Here is a 19,899-nt window from a genome sequence, read left to right as displayed (position 1 = left end):
GAAAACGCATGGACACAAGCACACAATCGGCAGAGGCCGGGCCGACACCTGACGTACGACGCTGGTGGGCGCTTGCCGCGGTTGCGACGGCGCAGCTGATGATCGGGATCGACCTTACGATCATGAACATCGCGCTGCCGTCCGTGCAGCGCTCACTCGGCCTCTCCGACCCCACGCGCCAGTGGGTGATCACCCTCTTCGCCCTCGGGTACGGCGGCCTCCTGCTGCTCGGCGGTCGCATCACCGTCCTCATCGGCCGCAGACGCATCCTGCTGATCGCGCTGACCGGCTTCGCCGCCGCCTCCGCAGTGGGTGGCGCAGCCACCGGCCCGGCGATGCTGCTCACCGGCCGAGCCCTGCAAGGCGTCTTCGGCGCGCTGCTCACGCCGGCCGTGCTGGCGACCCTGGCCACCGCCTTTCCGCTACCCGCTGAGCGTGGAAAGGCGTTCGGCATCTACGGCACAGCCATGGGCAGCTCGTCAGGCCTGGGCGTCCTGGTCGGCGGAGTGCTCACCGACTACGCCGACTGGCGCTGGTGCATGTACGTCAACCTCCCGATCGCCGCACTTGCCGCAGCAGGAGTCATGTACGCCGTATGCCCGGAGGAGCGCCCCAGCACCGTAAAAGTCGACGTCGCCGGAGCGGTCTTGGCTACCGCCGGCCTGATGGCCCTGGTGTTCGGATTCGCAAGCGCTGAGCCAGACGGCTGGGAAGCGCCAACGACATTCCTGCCGTTGGCGGCCGGCGTCCTGTTGCTCACAGCGTTCGTCGCAGTCCAGGCGAAGGTCGCAACACCCCTGCTCCCACTGAGAGTCGTGCTGGACCGTCGACGCGGTGGCTCATACCTCGCGGTGTTCAGCCTCGCCGTAGGCATGTTCGCCGCGTTGTTCTTCCTGACCTTCTACCTGCAGAACATCCAGCACTACACACCGGTCAAGGCGGGTCTGGCCTTCTTGCCGCTGACGGTGGGGCTGATGGCAGGTGTACGCGCGGTAAGCCCGCTGCTAGCCAGAGCCTCGGTGCGATCACTCATCTGTCCAGGGCTGCTGACGATCGCTGCAGGACTCGCACTGCTCGGCCTTCTCAAGTCAGACAGCAGCTACTGGCTCCACGTGCTCCCGGTGTTCCTGCTGGTTGGACTCGGCACCGGCTGGGTGCTGGTCACGGCGAACAGCACAGCCACCCTGGGCGCCGGCCCCGACAGTGCGGTGGCCGGCGCCATGGTGATGACGTCGCAGCAGGTTGGTGCGTCACTCGGTACGGCGCTACTCAGCACAGTGGCCGGGACCGTGGCGGCTCACTCTGACCCGGTGCACGGGTTCAACGTGGCGAGCCTCGGCGCGGCAGGGTTCCTGTGCGTGGCTGCGCTACTGGTCTACGCAGTCGCAGGGCGGGACTAGGCCGGGGACTCGGTGCGGTCGCCGGACCAGTCGAGGTGGAAGGCGCCGTCCCGGTCGACACGGCGGTAGGTGTGTGCGCCGAACAGGTCGCGCAGGCCCTGGATCAGTGCTGCCGGCAACCGCTCTGCGCGCAGACCGTCGTAGTACGACAGTGCGGCAGAGAAGCCTGGTGCCGGTACGCCGACTGAGGCTGCAGTCGCGACCACTCGGCGCCACGCCTCCTGCCCATTGGCGACCGCTTCCTTGAAGTAGTCGTCCACGAGCAGCGACGGCAGCGCCGGGTTCCGGTCGTACGCTTCCTTGATCCGGTCCAGGAAGCGGGCCCGGATGATGCAGCCGCCACGCCAGATCGTCGCCATCGCACCGAGGTCGATGTCCCAGTCGTACTGCTCACTCGCTGCCCTGATCGCGTCGAAGCCCTGCGCGTAGGCGACCAGCTTCGACGCGTACAGCGCGTGCCGCACGTCCTCGATGAACGCATCCCGATCCACATCCGCCTTGGCCTCCGCCGGCCCCGGCAGCACCCCGGCCGCCGCAGACCGCCGTACGACGTCACCCGACAGCGAGCGGCCGAAGACGGCCTCGGCCATGCCGCTCACCGGGATGCCCAGGTCGAGCGCGACCTGCACGGTCCACCGGCCGGTGCCCTTCTGCTCCGCCTGGTCCAGTACGACGTCCACGAACGGACCGCCGGTGGTCGGGTCGACCTGGCTGAGCACCTCCGCGGTGATCTCGATCAGGAACGACTCGAGGTCGCCACTGTTCCAGTCCCGGAACACGTCGGCCAGCTCGGCCGGGGACAGTCCGAGGACTTGGCGGAGCAGGTCGTACGCCTCTGCAATCAGTTGCATATCGGCGTACTCGATACCGTTGTGCAGCATCTTGACGAAGTGCCCGGCGCCGTCCGGTCCGACGTGCACGCAGCACGGCTCGCCGTTCACGTGCGCGGAGATCTTGGTCAGAATCGGGCCGAGTGCGGCGTACGACTCGGGCGAACCGCCCGGCATGATGCTCGGGCCGTTCAGCGCGCCCTCCTCACCGCCGGACACGCCGCTGCCGACGAAGTGCAGGCCCTTCTCACGCAGGGCGTTCTCGCGGCGGCGGGTGTCGGCGAAGTGCGCGTTGCCGGCGTCGACGACGATGTCGCCCTCGTCCAGCAGCGGGACCAGTTCGTCGATCACCGCGTCGGTCGGCTCGCCGGCCTTGACCATGATGATGATCTTCCGCGGTTGCTCCAGCGACGCGACCAGAGCGGGCAGGTCGTCGGCGGGGGTGAACTCACCCTCGTGACCGAACTCCTCGATCAGAGCGTCCGTCCGGCTCTTCGACCGGTTGTGGACGGCGACGCGGAACCCGTTGCGCGCCAGGTTCCGGGCCAGGTTGCGGCCCATCACCGCGAGGCCGGTGACAGCGATCTGGGCTGGAGCAGAACTCATCGAATCTCCTGCGGGTGAGTGGTGAGGTCTTTTGCCAGAGCCCAGTCTGCTGCCAGCGGCAACCCCTCGGCCCACCGGGTGCCAACCCGTGGACGTCGCGCTCCATTCCGCCGTACGGCTGGGCCTGGTGCTGAAATAGGGTCGGGGTATGGGTGAGTTGAGGTTGGAGGCGCGGCAGACGGCGTTGGTGTTGGTGGATCTGATGTCGCGGATCGTGGCCTTGGAGACGGCGCCGTTGGCTGGGGTCGATGTGCTGGAGCGGTGTGCGGCGCTGGCGAAGGCGACTCGGGCGGCTGGTGGGTTGGTCGTGAACGTTCGGGTCGAGCGGCCGGGGGTGGAGACGCAGCCGGAGGGGAGTGGGTTCGCGCCGGAGCTGGATCCGCAGCCGGGCGATGTGGAGATCGTGAAGCGGACGGTCGGGGCGTTCCAGGGAACCGGTCTGGACGAGATCCTGCGGTCCCGCGGGATCGACACCGTCGCGCTCGCCGGGATCGCGACCAACTTCGGGATCGAGTCCACCGGCCGGGCCGCGGACGACCTCGGCTACCGGACCGTCTACATCACCGACGCGATGACGGGGCTGCACGCACACGCCCACGAGTTCGCCGTCTCGTACGTCTTCCCCTGGCTGGGCACCACCTGCAGCGGCACCGAGTACGTCGCAGCCCTAAGCCAAGACAGCTAACTTCTCCCGCCGGAATCCAGGTAGTGGAGCCGGCGCCAGATTGCCTCTGAGACCTCTGGTAGCAGGTCATTGGCGTGCTGGTTCAGCTGCCAGTTCGGGTTCGACGCGCGGTCGACCGCCGCCGAGCATTCGCTGAGCCACTTCTCAGCGCTCTGCTCGGCCGCCCGGGGCAAAGCGCCGTACATCGCCGCGAGGCCGAGCATGACGCTGTCGCCGAGCACTCGGTTGGTCAGATCCTGGCCGGTCATGGCGTGGTACTGCGCGATGAATGGCGCGAGCACCGCCAGCGCCCGCGTCCGCGGATGGAGGGACAGCCACAACTGCCGCATCCGGTCCAGCAACTGGTTCACTGCACGACCTCCTCAGCAACGACGCTACCCGCTGGCGGTGTCCCGTTCCTAGCAAGTCCAGCCTTAGTCAACGCATATCCCCGGGTACTGGCCAGGTGACCGACTATCGGACTCGGAGGAGTGGATGCGAGCGATCGCCGTACTGGCCTGTTTGCTCACCGTACTGTCCGGCTGTGGCGCCGACTCGGAGCAGAAGATGCTGACCGAGGGGGCACGATCCGCGCGGGAAGCGGCGTCCGAAGTGAACACCGTTCGGCTCATCAGTCAGCAATTGCTCGACCACAAGTTGTGGGTGCCTTCGGCAACGAGCATGGTCAAGGATTCCGAGCAGACCCTCGACAAGGTCGTCAGCAGCTTCGCCACCCGGCAGCCCGGTTCCGATACCGTCCGGCAGACGTACGACCGGTACTCCGACGCCCTCGACGCCGCAAGCGATGCCGTGGTCGAGACCCGGATCGCGCTGGTGAACGGCAATCTCGCCAAGGTTCAGCAGCAGGTCGGGGAACTACAGAAGGTCGGCGAGCAGCTGGACGAGCTGGGGGAGTCGGCCAAGTGAAGAAGCTGCTGGCCGTCACGCTCGGCATCCTGACCGCGATCGGCGGCTTCGTCGACATCGGCGACCTGGTCACGAACGCGCTGGTCGGGGCCCGGTTCGGGATGCGGCTCGGCCTGGTCGTGCTGGTCGGGGTGATCGGCATCTGCCTGTACGCCGAGATGTGCGGGCGCGTCGTCGCGGTCGCCGGACGGCCGGTCTTCGACCTGATCCGGGAACGGCTCGGCCGCCGGACCGGGCTGCTCACCTTGATCGCCTCGTTTCTCGTCACTCTCCTCACGCTCATCGCGGAGATCGGCGGTGTCGCGCTCGCGCTGGAGCTGGCCAGCGGCGTTCAGTACCTACTCTGGGTCCCGCTGGCGGCCTTCGCGGTCTGGCTGGTGATCTGGCGGGTGAAGTTCTCCCGGCTGGAGACAGTGTTCGGACTGATGGGGCTGCTGCTGATCGTGTTCGCGGTCGCGCTGTGGAAGCTCGGGCCGGACTGGGGCCAGTTGATGCACCAGGCAACGAATCCGCGGCCGATCGGGCACGAGACCTGGGCGACCTACGGGTATTACGCGATCGCGTTGTTCGGCGCGGCGATGACGCCGTACGAGGTGTTCTTCTTCTCGTCGGGTGGGGTCGAGGAGAAGTGGGGTCGCGAGGATTTGATCACCGCCCGGGCGAACGTGTTCGTCGGGTTCCCGCTCGGTGGGCTGCTGTCGCTGGCAATCATGGGCTGCGCGGCGGTGCTCTATCTGCCGGTCGGCATTCAGGTGGACACGCTCGCCCAGGTGACGTTGCCGGCGGCGGTTGCCCTGGGCAAGCTCGGGCTGGCGATCGTGCTGATCGGGGTGTTCGCGGCAACATTCGGGGCCGCGCTGGAGACCGCGTTGTCGTGCGGGTACACGATCGGGCAGTACTACGGCTGGCAGTGGGGCAAGTTCGTCCGGCCGCGGCAGGCGTCGCGGTTCCATCTGGTGATGATCATCTGCCTCGCGTTGTCGATCCTGGTACTGCTGACGGCGGTGGATCCGGTGAAGGTGACGGAGTACTCGGTGGTGTTCGCGGCGATGGCGTTGCCGTTGACCTATCTGCCGATCCTGATCGTTGCCAACGACCCCGATTACATGGGCGAGAACCGGAACGGTCCGGTCACGAATGTGCTGGGGCTGGTGTATCTCGGGTTGTTGCTGGTGGCATCGATTGCGGCGATCCCGTTGATGATCATCACGAAGGGCGGGCAGTGAGATGAGCGGACGGGTGCTGCACGCACAGCTGCATCTGCGGGACCGGCAGCTGATCGACCAGCGGAACGGGCGGTTGCTCGGAAAGGTCGACGACGTCGAGCTCGACCTGGAGGCGGATCCGCCGGTGGTGACGGCGCTGATCACCGGTGAGCAGCGGATCCCGGCGCGGCTGATCGCCGAGATCGACACCGCGGTCAAGATCAGCAACGAAGGCCTGGATCTCGACCACTGGGACGACTGGTTCGAGCGCCACATCATCGACAAGATCCCGGGCGCAGGAGACAAGGCGGACTGAGATGCGGTTGGGCGAGTTGCTGGGACGACGGGTGCTGGACGGTGCCGGAGATGACATCGGGTGGGTCGCCGATGTGCGGCTGGTGCAGGACGGTCCGGTCCTGCCGTCGATGCAGGCGGCGTTCCGGGTGACCGGGCTGATCGTGATCGAACACCATGCCACCCACCTGTTCGGGTACGAGCGTCACGTCGGTCCCGCGCTGCTCCGCTGGCTCGTCCACCGTCGCCTGGGTGATGTCTGGTACGTCCCCTGGGAAGACGTCACCGTCACGGCCACCACCGTCGAAGTCGTGCGCGGCCGTGCCGAGCTCCAGCCGCTCGAGGAGAACGCCCGCCTCTGAGGCAGGCGTTTGTCCGGGATTTGACCGGGCACCAGAAGTACATGCTTCCGACTGCCTCGCTCGCCGACACCGTGCGGGTGACAAGGGACGTTCTGCTACCCGTCGTGGCGCAGGGAGCGATCGTACGCAGATCGCTGGTTTCCAGGGCTGCCGAGCGTACGCACGCCGACGACCGCATCCTCCGGCGAGTCCGCACCTTGCGCGAGCAGTACGGCGAAGGCCCCCTCCTCCTGCAATTCCCGAACCGAACCATCGGCCTGGTCCTCGACCCCCACCACGTCCGTCGCATCCTCAATGAGACGCCCGAGCCGTTCTCAGCCGCCACCACCGACAAGGTGGCCGCGCTTCAGCACTTCCAGCCGCACGCCGCACTCGCCACCGACCCGCCACTCCGAGCACCCCGCCGTCACCTGAACGAAGAAGCACTCGACGCCCACAGCCCCGTCCATCGCCACGGCGCGACGATGGTCGCCGCCGTCACCGAGGAGCTCGACGTTCTGCACGCTACCCTCGGCTGGAACGACTTCCGCGAGATCTGGTCGCGGATCGTCCGCCGGATCGTGCTCGGCGACAAAGCCCGCGAAGACAAGGAGCTGACCGCGCTCCTCGACACCCTGCGCTCGAACGCCAACTGGGCCGGCATCCACCCACGCAACCAAAGGGCTCGCGCCCGTTTCGAGCGAAAACTCGAGGAGTACGTCGAGAACGCGGCACCCGGCAGTCTCGTCGAAAGCCTCATGCTCGGCGCGATCACGACCAACGCGCCTGGGGTGGATCCGGCTGGTCAGGTGCCGCACTGGCTGTTCGCCTTCGACGCAGCCGGGATCGCGCTCTGGCGGCTGCTCGCCGTACTCGCGACCAGGCCGGATGCCGTCGACACGATCCGGCAAGAAGCGAAGCATCACGACCCGTTGCTGCCGTATGCGGGCGCCGCCGTACAGGAATCAGTGCGGTTGTGGCCGACCACGCTCGTCGTACTGCGGGAGGCTCGGACGCAGACGGAGTGGGACACCGGGACTGCGCCGGCTGGGACCGAGTTCGCGATCGTGAGCTCGGTGTTCCATCGCGATGACGAGGCACTGGATTTCGCGAACGACTTCGTCCCGGAGATCTGGCTGGACGGCCGGTCGGATCGCGACTGGCCGCTGATCCCGTTCAGCGCGGGCCCTGCCGTCTGCCCCGGGCGGAACGTCGTCCTGCTCACGACCAGTGCGGCGACCAGCCACATCCTCCAGCACTACGACCTCGACCTGGACCCGCACACCCGCGAACTGCTCACCACCGGCCGCCTACCCACGACCTTCGACCACACCACACCCCGGATGGGCTTCTGGAGGAGGACCTAGGCGAACAGGGCGGCGTTCTCGCGGGCCCATTCCTGCAGCGTGCGCGGTGCGTGTCCGGTGATCTGTTCCACCGCGGAGGTGACCGTGGTCTCGTCGACGGTCCCGTCGCCGAAGAAGGATTCGATCGCAGCGGCGTATTGCGGCGGCATGGTCGCGTAGAGCTGCTCGTGGGTCTCGGCGCGCGTCATCTCGTACGCCGTCAACGGCCGACCGATCGCCTCTCCGACAATCGAGACCTGCTGCGTCGGCGTCAGCGCGACCGGCCCGGTCAGCCGGTACGTCGACCCGCCGTGCTCCCCGGTGAACGCGCGTACCGCAACGTCCGCGATGTCGCGCGGATGGATCGTCGAGATCGGCACCTCCGGGAACTGCACCCGTACGACGTCACCCGCGCGCAGCTGGTCGAGCCAGCGCAGCGTGTTGGACATGAACGAATTCGGCCGCAGGAACGTCCACGACAGGCCCGAAGCCTTCACCGCTTCCTCGGCGGCCTGGTGATACGCGGCGATCGCGTTCGAGGTGTCGGCGCTGTCCAGCGAGCTGCTCGACAACAGCACGACCTTCTCGACCCCCGCGCGTACGGCGTTGGCCAGCAGCTCCTCGACCCGGTCGTAGCCACTGAGCAGGAAAATGCCCGACACACCGTCCAGAGCGAACGAGTCGGGGTCGTTCAGGTCGCCGTACACAGGCTCGATGCCGGCAGGCAACTCGACCGATTTGCGGATCAGCGCGCGGCCCGGCAGACCCGCAGCCGCCAGCGATTGCACGACCGCGCCGCCCGCATTACCCGTCGCGCCTGTCACCAAGACCGTCATACCGTCCCCTCCTCGTCGACCGACCCCCGAAGCCTGCCACATGAACCGGATCGCCGGACCGTGCGTACATGTGGGCAACGGAAGGGGATCAGCATGATCGGCACCGACACCACGTGGATCGACCCGGCGAACGAGGACCAGCTGAAGGCGTGGGAGACCCGCGAGGGCGTCTTCTGGGCTGAGCGGGCCGCGCTGTTCGAACACAGCCTGCACCGGTACGACGACTGGCTGCTCCGCGCGGCCGGGATCCGGGACGGCGATCGAGTCCTCGACATCGGCTGCGGAACCGGCAGTACGACGCGCGCCGCGGCCTGGCTCGCCGGATCCGGCACGGCGCTCGGCGTCGATCTGTCGTCGCCGATGCTCTCGGTCGCCACCAGGTCGGCCCGCGACACCGGTGCCCGCAACGCGAGATTCCTGCAGGCGGACGCGCAGGTGTACCGGTTCGAGCCGGAGACGTACGACGTACTCGTCAGCCGCACGGGCTGCATGTTCTTCGCCGACCAGTACGCCGCCTTCGCCAACCTCGCCGCGGCGCTGAAACCCGGCGGCCGCGTCGCGCTCCTGGTCTGGCAGCATCCGAGCCAGAACCCCTGGTTCACCGAGTTGACGACAGCCCTCGCCGGGCGCGAACTGCCGGCCCCACCACCGGAGGCCCCCAGCCCGTTCGCCCTCGCCGATCCGAGCCGCGTCGCCGACATCCTCACCAGCGCGGGCTTCGACACCCCGGAATGCGAATCCTTCAAGGAGCCGACGTACTGGGGCCCGGACGTCGCCACCGCCGAACACTTCGTCATCGGCATCCTGGGCTGGCTCCTCAACGACCTGGACGAGGTCGGCCGCGCCCAGGCCCTGAACCGCCTATGCGCCACCCTGGCCGCCCACCTCGGCCCCGAAGGCGTCACCTTCCCCTCCGCAGCCTGGCTCGTCACCGCTCACAAACCAACCTGACCCGCGGCCGCTGGTTTACCGCGGTTTGATGCGGTGCCAGGTTCGGGAGCCGGACTTGAGGATCACGTCGGTGGAGAGGTCGATGGTCGTGGCTGGGTCGTCCGCCCGGGTGCCGTCGATGGTGACGGCGCCTTGGCGGATGCGGCGGCGGAGTTCGGACTTGCTGTCGGCTGGGCGGGCAGCCTGCAACAGTTCAAGTGCCGTCGCGACCGGACCGGCGACCACGATCTCAGGCATCTCGCTCGGTCGCTCCCGGTCGGAGAACGTCCGCTTGAAGGCCTCGAGTTCGGAGCGCGCCGCACCGGCGCCGTGGTAGCGGGTCACCACAGCCGCGGCCAGGCGGAGCTTGGCATCGCGAGCCTCCGGACCGCCCGTAGCAGCAGCGGATCCGAGCGCGGCGACGACGCCGAGTGAGAGCTCGGTGTACACCCGCGCGTACGACTCGACCAGGTCGTCCGGGATGCTCATCAGCTTGCCGAACTTGTCGCCGGGGGAGTCCGTCAGCGCGATGTAGTTCTTCAGCGACTTCGACTGCTTCGCCCGTCCGTCGATCCCCGGCGTGATCGTCGTCGTGATCACCACCTGCGGCGGCGCGCCCAATCGCTGCTGGAAATGCCGCCCCAGCTGCTCGTTGAACAGCTGATCCGACCCCACAATCGTGAGATCCGAACGCATCGCGAAGCTGTCGTAGCCCTGCAGCACCGGGTAGATCAGCTCATGTACGGCGATCTCCCGCCCAGCCGCGACCCGCTCCCGGAACATGTCCCGCGCCATCAACTGCGCATGCGTGACCTGCCCGAACAGACTCAACAGCTCGGCCACGTTCATCCCGTCGTACCACTCGGAATTCCGCCGTACCTCGAACACCTCGGGATCAGTGCGCAGCACCAGCGAGATCTGGTCGAGGAACGACTGCGCGTTGACCTCGATCTCCTCAGGCGTCAGCACCGGACGAGTCTCGGACCGGCCGGTTGGGTCGCCGACGCGCGTGGTGAGGTCGCCGAGCAGGAACACGACCCGATGGCCGAGGTCCTGCAGTTGCCGCATCATCCACAGGTTGGCGGCGTGGCCGAGGTGGAGGTCCGGTGCGGTGCAGTCGACGCCGTACTTGATCCGCAGCGGCCGTCCCGATCCCAGCCGTTCGAGCAGATCCGCCTCGCCGACGATGGAGTCAGTGGTACGACGTAACCGGTCGACCACCGCGCTTGGTTCGCTCATGGGTTTCCTCTCAGCATGGAGGCACCCAGCCAGCGCCTCCGGCAACGGAAAGAGGCAGGAACCCGGATGGTTCCTGCCTCGGAGGCTCTGGGTGGAGCGAGTTGTGGGTACTACCGAACGCCGGCCCCTCCCAGAGCCGGTCGATACACCACAGCACGCATGTTCACGTACAACACCATAGCATCGACGGTGTGACGGAGGAGCGAGTAATACTGCTGGACGAGGCCGGACGGGCGATCGGAACCGAGGCGAAGGCGACGGTCCATCACGCCGCGACGCCGCTGCACCTGGCGTTCTCCAGCTACGTCATCGACGACGAGGACCGGGTGCTGCTCACGCAGCGGGCCTTCGGCAAACGGACCTGGCCGGGCGTCTGGACGAACAGTTGCTGCGGGCACCCATTGCCGGGTGAGCCGGTGCAGGACGCCGTACGGCGAAGGCTCGTCGACGAGCTCGGGATCGTCGCCGCCGAGGTTGATCTGATCCTCCCGGAGTTCCGCTACCGCGCCGAGATGCCGACCGGCGTAGTCGAGAACGAGCTCTGCCCGGTCTACCGTGTCCACTGGTCCGGCGAAGTCGTCCCCGACCCTGCAGAGGTGGCGTCGTACCGCTGGATCAGCTGGGCGGAGATCCGCGACGTCCCCGACCTCTCGCCCTGGTGCATCCTCCAACTGGACCAGCTCGGCTCGGCTCCGCGCGACTGGAGGATCGCCGACCCGGCCCTCCTTCCGCCGGCCGCACGGCTATGAACTGAGCCCGCCGAGCGCTTTGGCCGCCGCTGCGGCATGCTGAGGAGATGGGTGGGGTGGAGATACGGCCGGTTCAATCGGACGCGGACTATGGCGCGTGGCGTGACGTCCGGATCGCGGTGCAGCCGGATGAGCGGGCGCTGACTGTGGCCGAGCTTCAAGAGCTGGAGACGCCGCAACGCCTCCTGCTGCTTGCCGAACTTGACGGCGAGGTAGTCGGAAGCGGGCTGTCGGATCGTTCCAGCGAAAGCGGTCGGGCCTTCGTCGTACCGCGCGTACGTCCGGATTCGCGTCGGCAAGGTGTCGGCACTCAACTACTGCGGGCGCTGTCGGACCATGCCGTTGCCCAGGGCTACGAACGCGCGACCTCCGGTGTGGAGGAGGAAGGCTCGCTGGCGTTCGCGCACCGCTTCGGTTTCGCCGAGATCGGCAGACAAGTCGAGCAAGTACGCCGGATCGGCGACGAACCGTGGCCAACGACACCATCGGACTATCAGGTGGTGACCGTCGCGGAGCGGCCGGAGCTGTGGGCCAAGGCCTACGAGCAGGTGGCGCTGCCGACCCTCCCTGACATGGACGTGCCCAGCGCGCTGGACGTATCGCCGCAGGAGTGGGCGACCGAGTGGATCAACGACCCATCGGCGATGTTCATGGCCGTCGTGGGCGAGGATGTGATCGGGGTGGCGGGTCTGATGCTCGACACCGACCGTCCGGAGCGGGCCGAGGTCGCGTATACCGCCGTACGACGGGAATGGCGTGGCAAGGCGGTCGCGTCAACGCTCAAACGGACCAGCATGGCCTGGGCCGCGGAGCACGGCATCACCGAGATCTACACCTGGACCCAGCAGGGCAACGAGAACATGCGCCGGCTCAACGAGCACCTCGGCTTCAGCTACGGAACTGTCAGCATCCGGGTCCTGGCGACGCTACCGCTGGAGTTCCCGTAGGAGGTCCGGCCCGGACCACGAGCGGCGGGTGGATTCGGCTTCGTGGATTAGCTGGGTGAGCTTGCTGTTCACGGGAGCGGTGCGGCCGAGGGACTCGGCGAGGCGGACGACTTCGCCGTTCAGGTAGTCGACTTCGGTACGGCGATCGGCCTCGAGGTCCTCCCACATGGACGTCCGGGCCAGCGGGTCGATCGCGAGCATCTTGCCGGCGAGGCGGCGGAAGAGGAAGTCGGGCAGCCGGAGGATCATCGGGAAGCGGTTCATCGGGATCGGCAGGAGCTGGGCCGGTTTGATGCCTTTGGCATCGAGGAGCGCCAGGGTTTCGGCCTGGGCGGCGGCGAGGCAACGACGGAAGGCGCGCTGCGACAACTCGTCCCGCAACGGGAGATCCGACAGCGCGTTGATCGGGTTGTTGAGGTTCAGCAGCAGCTTCGCCCATTGCACGGGCAGGATGTCGTCGTGCTGCTTCAACGGCAGCCCGGCCCGCGCGAACGCATCGACGTACGGCGCCAACCCTGGATGCCGCTGCACGTCGAGCGCACCCTCCGTGCCCTGATGGAAGACCCCGCCGCCGCGATTCAGCACGTTGAACGGGACCATCCCCGTCAGCACGACCTGATCCTTCAGCCGCTCCCGCAGCAGCTCGCCGTTGCGTACGCCGTTTTGGAAGCTGACCACGATCGCACCCGGCTTCAGCACCTCGGCCAGTTCGGCGGCCGCACTTTCGGTCGCGGCAGACTTCACCGTCACCAACACCAGATCCGCCTCCGCGGCCGCCGCAGGCGACGTCTCGTACCGCACGTCCTCCGCCGCGACGCGCAGATCCGCCCCCAGATAATCCGTCAGCCGCAGCCCATGCGCCCCCAACTCATCCGCCACCCGCTGCCGCCCCACAAACACCACCGCTGCCCCACCCGCCGCCAACCGCCCCCCGACATAACACCCAATCCCACCCGCGCCGTACACCACGATCGCCATGGCAACACGGTACCGAACTAGTGGAGGCGCACCCGCGGGTCCAGGAAGGCGTAGGCGATGTCTACCAGGATGTTGCAGACGACTACGGCGGCGGAGGCGAAGAGGACTATGCCGATGATGACGGGGAGGTCTTGCTGGTTGATGGCGACGACGGCGGTTTGGCCGAGGCCGGGGAGGCTGAAGACGGTTTCGGTGACGACGACGCCGCCGATCAGCTGGCCGAGGTCGATGCCGAACTGCGTGACCACCGGCGTCAGTGCGCTGCGCAGTCCGTGCCGCACGATCACGCGGCTCTCCCGGATGCCTTTCGAGCGGGCCGTCCGGATGTAGTCCTCACCCAATACGTCGAGCATCGACCCGCGGGTCAACCGCGTATAGGTTGCCGCCAGCAACAAAGCCAGCGCGACCCACGGGAGCAGCAGGTGCTGGAACCACGCGCCGGCTCCGGCCCCGAACGCCGAGTACCCACCCGCCGGGAACCAGCGATACCCAGCCAGCGTGAGCCGGAAATACAGGAAGTACAGCAGCAGCAACCCGAGGAGGAACGACGGGAACGAGTAGAAGAACAACGAGAACAGCGTCAGCCCGCGATCCGCCAGCGACCGCGGATGCACCGCCGAGATCACCCCATTGAACACTCCGAGCAGCAACCACAGTACGGCGGCTCCCAGCGCCAGCGAGACCGTGATCGGCAACGCCTGCCCGATGATCTTCGTCACCGGCACCTGGTGGTAGTAGTCGTACCCGAGGTTCCCCCGTACGGCGTTCTCCACGAAGTGCAGGTACTGCTTCCAGACCGGCAGATCCAACCCGAGCCGATGCTTGATCAGGGCAATCGTCTCCGGCGTCGCCTGCCGCCCGGCCAGCGTCTGCGCCACGTTGCTCGGAGCAACGAAGAACAGTGCGAACACCGCGACGGTGATCAGCCAGAGGACCAGGATGCCGTGCCCGATCCGGCGGATCAGAAAAAGAGCCATCGCAGTCTCCTGCTCGTGCCGTTGGAAGAGTCGATCCAGTAGTTGCCCCACCCGAACAGCGCCATGACTAGCTCCGATCCGCGCGTGGATCGAAGGCGTCCCGGACGCCGTCACCGAACAGGTTGAACGCGAGCGTCGTGATCAGCAGCGCCAGACCGGGGAACATGATGAACCACCAGGCGGTCGTGTAGTAGTTCTGCGACTCGCTGATCATCCCGCCCCAGTCCGCGGTCGGCGGCGGGAGGCCGAGCCCGAGGAACGACAACGTCGCCTGCGTCACGATCACCACCGGGATCAGCAGCGTGGTGTAGACGATCACCGGCGCGAGCACGTTCGGCAGCACGTCCACGAACATGATCCGCGTGTCGCCGGCCCCCAGGGACCGCGCCGCCTCGACGAACTCCCGCTCCCGCAACGACAGCACCTGACCGCGGACGATCCTGGCGACCGACGCCCAGCTGAAGAACCCGATCACCAGCACTGTCACCGTCAGGCTCGGCCCCGTGACCGACACCAACGCGATCGCCACCAGCAGGAAGGGCACCGACAGTACGACGTCGATCAGCCGCGCCAGCACCGTGTCGACGATCCCACCGAGGAACCCCGCGGCCAGACCGAGTACGACGCCGATGGCAACAGTGATGGCGGTCGCGATGACGCCCACCAGCAGCGAGACGCGGGCGCCGTAGGCGATCCGGACCAGGACGTCGCGACCGAGGTCGTCCGTGCCCAGCCAGAACGTGCTGTTCGGTCCGCGGGGCAAACCGTCCGGCGTCAGGCCGATCTGGCGGTACTGCTCGTTCGGCGGGTGCCCGGTGATCGCCGCGAAGACCGGCGCGAAGATCGCCATCAGCACGATCAGCACGATCACCGCCAGCGAGATCATCGCCACCTTGTCCCGCCGCAACCGCCGCAACGCCAGGACGAACGGGCTCCGCCCCTCGATCGCCGGCGCCTCGGTTCCGACCTCCACCAGGTCGAGCGCGGTAGTCATGACGCCTTCAAGTCGGGTACGGCGGTGGACAGGTCCTCGCCGAGGGTCAACGGATGGATGCAGGCGGTCCGATGGTTGTCCGCGTCATCGAGTACGGCGACCAGCGGCGGCTCACCGGCGGCGCAGTCAGCCCGCGCCTTGGGACAGCGAGTGTGGAACCTGCACCCCGCCGGCGGGTTCGTCGCGGCCGGGATGTCGCCGCCGAGGATGATCTGCTCGCGACTGTCCGCCGTATCCGGATCCGCCACCGGCAACGCCGACAGCAGCGCCCGCGTGTACGGGTGCCTGGTCTGACCGAACAGCTCGCTGGTCGGAGCGAGCTCGACGATCTTGCCGAGGTACATGACCGCGATCCGGTCACTCACATGCCGGACCACCGAGAGGTCGTGCGAGATGAACACATAGGTCAGGTCGAACTCCCGCTGCAGATCCGCCAGCAGGTTGATGATCTGCGCCTGGATCGATACGTCCAGCGCCGACACCGGTTCGTCGCAGATCACTAGCTTCGGCCGCAGCGCGAGCGCCCGAGCCACGCCGATTCGTTGCCGTTGGCCACCGGAGAACTCGGCAGGAAACCTGTTGTAGTGCTCGGGATTCAGCCCGACCAGCTCCATCAGCTCCTGCACCTTCTTCTTCCGCTGCGCCCCCGACGCGATGCCGTGGATCGCGAACGGGTCGCCGATGATCGAGCCGACCCGTCGCCGCGGGTTCAGGGAGCCGTACGGATCCTGGAAGATCACCTGCACCTCTCGGCGGACCGGCCGCATCGCCCGCCGCGACAGACTGCTGATCTCGGCCCCGTCGAACCAGACCGAGCCCGACGTCACGTCGTACAAGTGAGCCATGCAGCGGGCCAGGGTCGACTTGCCGCAGCCGGTCTCGCCGACCAGGCCGAGCGTCTCGCCCTTGCGAACCTCGAGGGAGACCCCATCGACCGCCCGGACCACTTCCCGCGAATGCGTGGGGAACTCCTTCCGGACGTCCTCCACCTTCAGCAACACCTCGTTCATGACGCGATCGCCTCACTCAGGTCGTGGGGAAGCCAGCACGCCGATTGGTGGCGCGGGTCGCCGCCGACGTCGATCAACGGCGGCGCTTCAGCCCGGCATTTGTCGAACACGTGTGGGCACCTCGTAGCGAACGGGCATCCGGGCGGCAAGCTGATCAGGCTCGGCGGGCTCCCGGGGATCGGGGTCAGCCGCTCGCTGCTGCGAGCCGGCAGTGAGGCCAGAAGCCCTTGTGTATAAGGATGATGGTTGCGGTAGAAGATGTCGCGCCGTGGCGCCCGTTCCATCGCCGAGCCGGCGTACATCACGACCACCTCGTCGGCCATCTCCGCCACTACGCCGAGGTCGTGGGTGATGAGAATGATCGCCGTACCGAACTGGTCCTGCAGCCGGCGCATCACGTTCAGCACCTGTGCCTGCACGGTCACGTCGAGCGCGGTGGTCGGCTCGTCCGCGATCAGCAGCGCCGGGTCGAGAGCCATCGCCATCGCGATCATCACCCGTTGCCGCATCCCGCCGGAGAACTGATGCGGGTAGTCGTCGATCCGCTCGGCCGCGCGCGGGATGCCGACCAGCGTGAGCAGTTCCGCGGCCCGGCGCCGGGCCGCCTGCTTGCTGATCTCCCTGTCGTGCGCCCGGATCATCTCGACGATCTGCCAGCCGATCCGGTAGTGCGGGTGCAGGCTGGACAGCGGGTCCTGGAAGATCATCCCGATCTGGGCCCCGCGCAGCCTTCGCAGGGTGGCCTGATCCGCGCTGATCAGGTCGGTGCCGTCGAAGAACGCCGTACCGGAGACTTGTGCGCCGCGGGTCAGGCCGGTGATGGTCTGGGTGGCGACGCTTTTGCCGGAGCCGGATTCGCCCACCACCGCCAGCGTCTGGCCGGCTTCCACGTCGAACGACAGGCCCCGGACGGCGCGGACGGCGCCGTCCGGGGTGTCGAAGGAGACCCGAAGATCCCTTACTTCAAGCAGGGCCATGAGGTCTAGCCCTGCTTGTCCTTGTCGAGCCAGACATTCGTCGGGTCGAACATCTGCATCGCCGGCACATAGACCGCGTTGTGCACCTGCGGTGCGTGGTAGTTGGCGTTCTTCGGGTTGGTGAGCGGGTAGAACGGCGCATCCGCCATCACCTGCGCGTCAGCCTTCGCCCAGAGGTCCGCCGCCTGGTCCGCGCTGGTCGCCTTGGCGGCCTGCTCGATCAGTGCGTTGGTCGTCGGGCTGTTGTAGAGACCGAAGTTGCTACCGATCGGCGGGTACGACGGCTCGCCGGAGAACAGCGGGTTGAAGAACGACAGGGCCGCGTTGCCGTACCAGTCAGCACCCCAGCCGGCCAGCGACAGGTCCCAGACCCCGCGCTGCGCGACAGTCGGCACCTGCAGGTACTTCACGTAGAAGTCCGCATTCGGCGACGGTACGCCTTCCACGGTGATACCGGCCTTGGACAGATCCTGCTGGATGGTCTGGAATGCCTTGCTACTGCCCTCGGATGCGTTCCGGTAAAGGAACTTCAGGGTCAGGTGCGGGTAGCCGGCCTCGGCCAGCAGCTGCTTGGCCTTGTCCACGTTGTACGGATACGGGTCGATCTGCTTGGAGCCGGTGATGTTGTCCGGCAGCACGTGGGTGAGCGGCGGGTTGACCGTCGGGCCGCCGAGCACCTGCAGGATGTTGGCGCGGTTGATCGCGTAGCTGATCGCTTGCCGTACCTTCACGTTCGCCAGCGCCTTGTTGTTGTTCGGCGAGACGGTGTTGTAGATGACGTACGGGTTGCTGGACGCGGTCATGCCCAGGTTCAGGTTCGGGTCCTTCTTGGCGATCAGGGCCGGCAGCTGCGACGGTGGCGGGCCGACGTCGAACTCGAGGTCCGCACTCGGTGTCCCGGTCTGCAGTTGCTGCTGGATCGAGTCCTGACTGACGGTCTCGTTGACGAGGATCTTGTCGACGTACGCCTTGCGGACCGTGTCGGTGGAGGCGTTCCAGGCCGGGTTCCGCGAGTACGAGATGGACTTGGTCGGCACCCACGAGTCGACCTTGTACGGGCCGTCGGACGGGAAGTTGTTGCCCAGCTCGGTGCTGGCCGGCAGGTACTTGAGCACCTCGACCGGGGCCGGCGAGAAGGCCGGCAGCGTCAGCATGTCGACGAAGTAGGTGGCCGGCTGGGTCAGGTGGAACTCGACCGTGGTCTGGTCCTTCGCGACCACCCCGGGCAGCGGCGTCTTGTCGATGTACTCCTGGATCGCGGCCGGCGTCTTGGCCACCTTGGCGAATCCGTCCGCGAACGCCTTGTACCCGACGATCAGGTTGGCGAAGTCGGGGATGCCGCCGAACGGCTGCACCGGGTTCGCGGTCCGCTTCACGCCGCGGACCATGTCCTCGGCGGTGACCTGGCGGGCCGGGGTGGTGTTCCACTGCGCGCCGGGCCGGATGTGGATCGTGTAGGTCTTCCCGTCGGCACTGATCCCGCCGTTGTCCGTGGTCGGGATCTCGGTGGCCAGATCGGCCACCGGCTTGGTGTTGTCGCTACCGGGATCGGCCGGGTAGGTGAACAGCTGCCGGCTCCACATCCGCAGATTCAGGTAGCCGACCGAGTAGTAGCTGAGGTTCGGATCCATGTAGTCGACATCGCCGGCCCCGAGCATGTTCAGGGTGCCGCCGGTGACCGGCGTGGCCGCGGTACTGCCGGATCCGGTGGTCGATCCGCCACCACTACTGCATGCGGCGAGCATTAGCGTCGCCACGGCGGCAAGGGATACTGCCGCCAGCCGTCTTCTGGCCATTGGTCCTCCTCCGGGACTCGATAGCGCCGAAGTTAGGACCGGCGACGGCTGCCGGGAGGCCGAGTCACCGAACCGTCAAGGAGTTGTCAACTCGCCCCGGCGGGAACATGACGGATTCATGACAGACGTAACCGGCGTCCGGCCTCTCGGTGAGCGACACTTGTTCACGTGGCACACAGCCTGTTGTTGGTCGATGACGAGCCGCGCATCCGGCGGGTCCTGCGGCTTGCCCTGGAGGACGAGGGGTACGAGGTTGCCGAGGCGGCCAACGGGTACGACGCTCTCGCCGTACTGCGCCGGGAACCGCCGGATGTGGTGCTGCTGGACCTGATGCTGCCGGACCGGGACGGATTCACCGTCTGTCGCGAGATCCGCCGTACGAGTGACGTGCCGGTCATCATGGTGACCGCTCGGGCCGACAGCCACGACGTGGTCGCCGGGCTGGAAGCCGGGGCGGACGACTACGTGACCAAGCCGCTGGTGGCCAAGGAGCTGTCCGCGCGGATCCGGGCGCTGCTGCGGCGGGTCGAGCCGGCGAACTCGCGGCAGTCGGAGCTGCTCGAAGTCGGGGATCTGCGGATCGACGTCGCCGGCGCCGAGGTGACCCGGGACGGGACCGTGCTGCCGTTGACCCGGACCGAGTTCAAACTGCTGGCCGAGTTGGCCGGTGCCGAGGGCAAGGTGCTGAGCCGGGAACAGCTGCTGTCGAAGGTCTGGGGCTACGGGTACTTCGGCGACAGCCGGATCGTCGATGTCCACATTCGGCGGCTCCGGTTGAAGGTCGAGCGCGACCCGGCCAGCCCGAAGCACCTCGTCACGGCCCGCGGCCTGGGCTACCGACTGGTGAGCTGAC

The 19,899-nt window shown here is 67.3% G+C and carries 21 protein-coding genes; 11 read left to right on the top strand and 10 right to left on the bottom strand.

All coding sequences use genetic code 11. The annotated features are described in order from the left end of the window. The first annotated feature begins 8 nt into the window (after positions 1-8). A complete protein-coding gene (locus EV646_RS36240) occupies positions 9-1,400 on the top strand; it encodes an MFS transporter (protein WP_132156872.1) in 1,392 nt (463 codons plus the stop codon). Here the strand turns inward: EV646_RS36240 and gndA are convergent. Then, positions 1,397-2,836, bottom strand: a complete 1,440-nt coding sequence (gene gndA / locus EV646_RS36235; RefSeq protein ID WP_132156870.1) for an NADP-dependent phosphogluconate dehydrogenase — start codon at positions 2,834-2,836, stop codon at positions 1,397-1,399. The two genes, EV646_RS36240 and gndA, sit on opposite strands and share 4 nt — an antisense overlap. 148 nt (positions 2,837-2,984) lie before the next feature. Here gndA and EV646_RS36230 point away from each other — a divergent pair, with 148 nt between their 5' ends. After that, positions 2,985-3,521, top strand: a complete 537-nt coding sequence (locus EV646_RS36230) for an isochorismatase family protein (protein ID WP_132156868.1) — start codon at positions 2,985-2,987, stop codon at positions 3,519-3,521. Here EV646_RS36230 and EV646_RS36225 read toward each other — a convergent pair. Next, positions 3,518-3,871: a hypothetical protein gene (locus EV646_RS36225; protein WP_132156866.1), complete on the bottom strand. Its 354-nt coding sequence runs from the start codon at positions 3,869-3,871 to the stop codon at positions 3,518-3,520. The genes EV646_RS36230 and EV646_RS36225 overlap by 4 nt on opposite strands. Before the next feature lie 124 nt (positions 3,872-3,995). Here EV646_RS36225 and EV646_RS36220 point away from each other — a divergent pair, with 124 nt between their 5' ends. The 5 genes from EV646_RS36220 to EV646_RS36200 are packed head-to-tail and all read left to right on the top strand — an operon-like array spanning position 3,996 to position 7,634. Beyond that, positions 3,996-4,427, top strand: a complete 432-nt coding sequence (locus EV646_RS36220; protein WP_132156864.1) for a hypothetical protein — start codon at positions 3,996-3,998, stop codon at positions 4,425-4,427. Next, positions 4,424-5,653: an NRAMP family divalent metal transporter gene (locus EV646_RS36215; protein ID WP_132156862.1), complete on the top strand. Its 1,230-nt coding sequence runs from the start codon at positions 4,424-4,426 to the stop codon at positions 5,651-5,653. Before EV646_RS36220 ends, EV646_RS36215 begins: the two co-directional genes overlap by 4 nt. 1 nt (position 5,654) lies before the next feature. Beyond that, entirely contained in the window at positions 5,655-5,948 is a 294-nt protein-coding gene (locus EV646_RS36210; RefSeq protein WP_132156860.1) for a hypothetical protein, read from the top strand. Between the two features lies 1 nt (position 5,949). Continuing rightward, positions 5,950-6,288, top strand: a complete 339-nt coding sequence (locus EV646_RS36205) for a PRC-barrel domain containing protein (RefSeq protein ID WP_132156858.1) — start codon at positions 5,950-5,952, stop codon at positions 6,286-6,288. Positions 6,289-6,329: 41 nt separating this feature from the next. Next, on the top strand, positions 6,330-7,634 hold the full coding sequence (locus tag EV646_RS36200; protein WP_132156856.1) for a cytochrome P450: 1,305 nt from the start codon (positions 6,330-6,332) through the stop codon (positions 7,632-7,634). Here the strand turns inward: EV646_RS36200 and EV646_RS36195 are convergent. Continuing rightward, a complete protein-coding gene (locus tag EV646_RS36195) occupies positions 7,631-8,449 on the bottom strand; it encodes an NmrA family NAD(P)-binding protein (RefSeq protein WP_132156854.1) in 819 nt (272 codons plus the stop codon). The genes EV646_RS36200 and EV646_RS36195 overlap by 4 nt on opposite strands. 93 nt (positions 8,450-8,542) lie before the next feature. Here EV646_RS36195 and EV646_RS36190 point away from each other — a divergent pair, with 93 nt between their 5' ends. Beyond that, a complete protein-coding gene (locus tag EV646_RS36190; RefSeq protein ID WP_132156852.1) occupies positions 8,543-9,400 on the top strand; it encodes a class I SAM-dependent methyltransferase in 858 nt (285 codons plus the stop codon). 15 nt (positions 9,401-9,415) lie between these two features. Here the strand turns inward: EV646_RS36190 and tyrS are convergent, their stop codons facing one another. After that, positions 9,416-10,618 carry a tyrosine--tRNA ligase gene (gene tyrS, locus EV646_RS36185; protein WP_132156850.1) on the bottom strand — a complete coding sequence of 401 codons (1,203 nt, stop codon included), beginning with the start codon at positions 10,616-10,618 and terminating at the stop codon, positions 9,416-9,418. A gap of 191 nt (positions 10,619-10,809) precedes the next feature. Between tyrS and idi the strand changes: the two genes are divergently transcribed. Continuing rightward, positions 10,810-11,367: an isopentenyl-diphosphate Delta-isomerase gene (gene idi / locus EV646_RS36180; protein WP_132156848.1), complete on the top strand. Its 558-nt coding sequence runs from the start codon at positions 10,810-10,812 to the stop codon at positions 11,365-11,367. 47 nt (positions 11,368-11,414) lie between these two features. Further along, on the top strand, positions 11,415-12,314 hold the full coding sequence (locus tag EV646_RS36175; RefSeq protein ID WP_132156846.1) for a GNAT family N-acetyltransferase: 900 nt from the start codon (positions 11,415-11,417) through the stop codon (positions 12,312-12,314). Here EV646_RS36175 and EV646_RS36170 read toward each other — a convergent pair. From EV646_RS36170 to EV646_RS36145, 6 genes are all read right to left on the bottom strand, one after another. Beyond that, complete coding sequence (locus tag EV646_RS36170; protein WP_132156844.1) at positions 12,294-13,292, bottom strand: 2-dehydropantoate 2-reductase; 999 nt, start codon at positions 13,290-13,292, stop codon at positions 12,294-12,296. The two genes, EV646_RS36175 and EV646_RS36170, sit on opposite strands and share 21 nt — an antisense overlap. Before the next feature lie 17 nt (positions 13,293-13,309). Then, positions 13,310-14,269, bottom strand: coding sequence for an ABC transporter permease (locus EV646_RS36165; RefSeq protein WP_132156842.1), 960 nt, complete (start codon positions 14,267-14,269; stop codon positions 13,310-13,312). A gap of 67 nt (positions 14,270-14,336) precedes the next feature. Beyond that, entirely contained in the window at positions 14,337-15,263 is a 927-nt protein-coding gene (locus tag EV646_RS36160) for an ABC transporter permease (RefSeq protein WP_132156840.1), read from the bottom strand. Continuing rightward, entirely contained in the window at positions 15,260-16,273 is a 1,014-nt protein-coding gene (locus EV646_RS36155) for an ABC transporter ATP-binding protein (RefSeq protein WP_132156838.1), read from the bottom strand. The genes EV646_RS36160 and EV646_RS36155 overlap by 4 nt, the downstream gene beginning before the upstream one ends. Continuing rightward, positions 16,270-17,250 carry an ABC transporter ATP-binding protein gene (locus EV646_RS36150; protein ID WP_132156836.1) on the bottom strand — a complete coding sequence of 327 codons (981 nt, stop codon included), beginning with the start codon at positions 17,248-17,250 and terminating at the stop codon, positions 16,270-16,272. Before EV646_RS36150 ends, EV646_RS36155 begins: the two co-directional genes overlap by 4 nt. 5 nt (positions 17,251-17,255) lie before the next feature. Beyond that, the gene (locus EV646_RS36145; protein WP_132156834.1) at positions 17,256-19,046 is read right to left on the bottom strand and encodes an ABC transporter substrate-binding protein; all 1,791 of its coding nucleotides are present in this window, start codon (positions 19,044-19,046) and stop codon (positions 17,256-17,258) included. Positions 19,047-19,214: 168 nt separating this feature from the next. On the opposite strand from EV646_RS36145, the gene EV646_RS36140 reads away from it, so the two are divergent. Then, positions 19,215-19,898, top strand: coding sequence for a response regulator transcription factor (locus EV646_RS36140; protein ID WP_132156832.1), 684 nt, complete (start codon positions 19,215-19,217; stop codon positions 19,896-19,898). Position 19,899 lies beyond the last annotated feature (1 nt).

This window comes from Kribbella antiqua, from assembly GCF_004345665.1.
Taxonomy (GTDB): domain Bacteria; phylum Actinomycetota; class Actinomycetes; order Propionibacteriales; family Kribbellaceae; genus Kribbella; species Kribbella antiqua.
The sequence above is the reverse complement of the archived record's forward strand: the minus strand, read 5'-3'. Positions and strand labels throughout refer to the sequence as shown.

What these genes read in the sequence shown, in the direction of transcription:
- EV646_RS36230 (WP_132156868.1), top strand. Translation starts at nt 2,985, where the DNA reads ATGGGTGAGTTGAGGTTGGAGGCGCGGCAGACGGCGTTGGTGTTGGTG.
- EV646_RS36175 (WP_132156846.1), top strand. Translation starts at nt 11,415, where the DNA reads ATGGGTGGGGTGGAGATACGGCCGGTTCAATCGGACGCGGACTATGGC.
- EV646_RS36170 (WP_132156844.1), bottom strand. Translation starts at nt 13,292, where the DNA reads ATGGCGATCGTGGTGTACGGCGCGGGTGGGATTGGGTGTTATGTCGGG.
- EV646_RS36150 (WP_132156836.1), bottom strand. Translation starts at nt 17,250, where the DNA reads ATGGCCCTGCTTGAAGTAAGGGATCTTCGGGTCTCCTTCGACACCCCG.
- EV646_RS36160 (WP_132156840.1), bottom strand. Translation starts at nt 15,263, where the DNA reads ATGACTACCGCGCTCGACCTGGTGGAGGTCGGAACCGAGGCGCCGGCG.
- EV646_RS36145 (WP_132156834.1), bottom strand. Translation starts at nt 19,046, where the DNA reads ATGGCCAGAAGACGGCTGGCGGCAGTATCCCTTGCCGCCGTGGCGACG.
- EV646_RS36210 (WP_132156860.1), top strand. Translation starts at nt 5,655, where the DNA reads ATGAGCGGACGGGTGCTGCACGCACAGCTGCATCTGCGGGACCGGCAG.
- EV646_RS36165 (WP_132156842.1), bottom strand. Translation starts at nt 14,269, where the DNA reads ATGGCTCTTTTTCTGATCCGCCGGATCGGGCACGGCATCCTGGTCCTC.
- gndA (WP_132156870.1), bottom strand. Translation starts at nt 2,836, where the DNA reads ATGAGTTCTGCTCCAGCCCAGATCGCTGTCACCGGCCTCGCGGTGATG.
- EV646_RS36205 (WP_132156858.1), top strand. Translation starts at nt 5,950, where the DNA reads ATGCGGTTGGGCGAGTTGCTGGGACGACGGGTGCTGGACGGTGCCGGA.
- EV646_RS36200 (WP_132156856.1), top strand. Translation starts at nt 6,330, where the DNA reads ATGCTTCCGACTGCCTCGCTCGCCGACACCGTGCGGGTGACAAGGGAC.
- EV646_RS36195 (WP_132156854.1), bottom strand. Translation starts at nt 8,449, where the DNA reads ATGACGGTCTTGGTGACAGGCGCGACGGGTAATGCGGGCGGCGCGGTC.
- EV646_RS36240 (WP_132156872.1), top strand. Translation starts at nt 9, where the DNA reads ATGGACACAAGCACACAATCGGCAGAGGCCGGGCCGACACCTGACGTA.
- tyrS (WP_132156850.1), bottom strand. Translation starts at nt 10,618, where the DNA reads ATGAGCGAACCAAGCGCGGTGGTCGACCGGTTACGTCGTACCACTGAC.
- EV646_RS36190 (WP_132156852.1), top strand. Translation starts at nt 8,543, where the DNA reads ATGATCGGCACCGACACCACGTGGATCGACCCGGCGAACGAGGACCAG.
- EV646_RS36220 (WP_132156864.1), top strand. Translation starts at nt 3,996, where the DNA reads ATGCGAGCGATCGCCGTACTGGCCTGTTTGCTCACCGTACTGTCCGGC.
- EV646_RS36155 (WP_132156838.1), bottom strand. Translation starts at nt 16,273, where the DNA reads ATGAACGAGGTGTTGCTGAAGGTGGAGGACGTCCGGAAGGAGTTCCCC.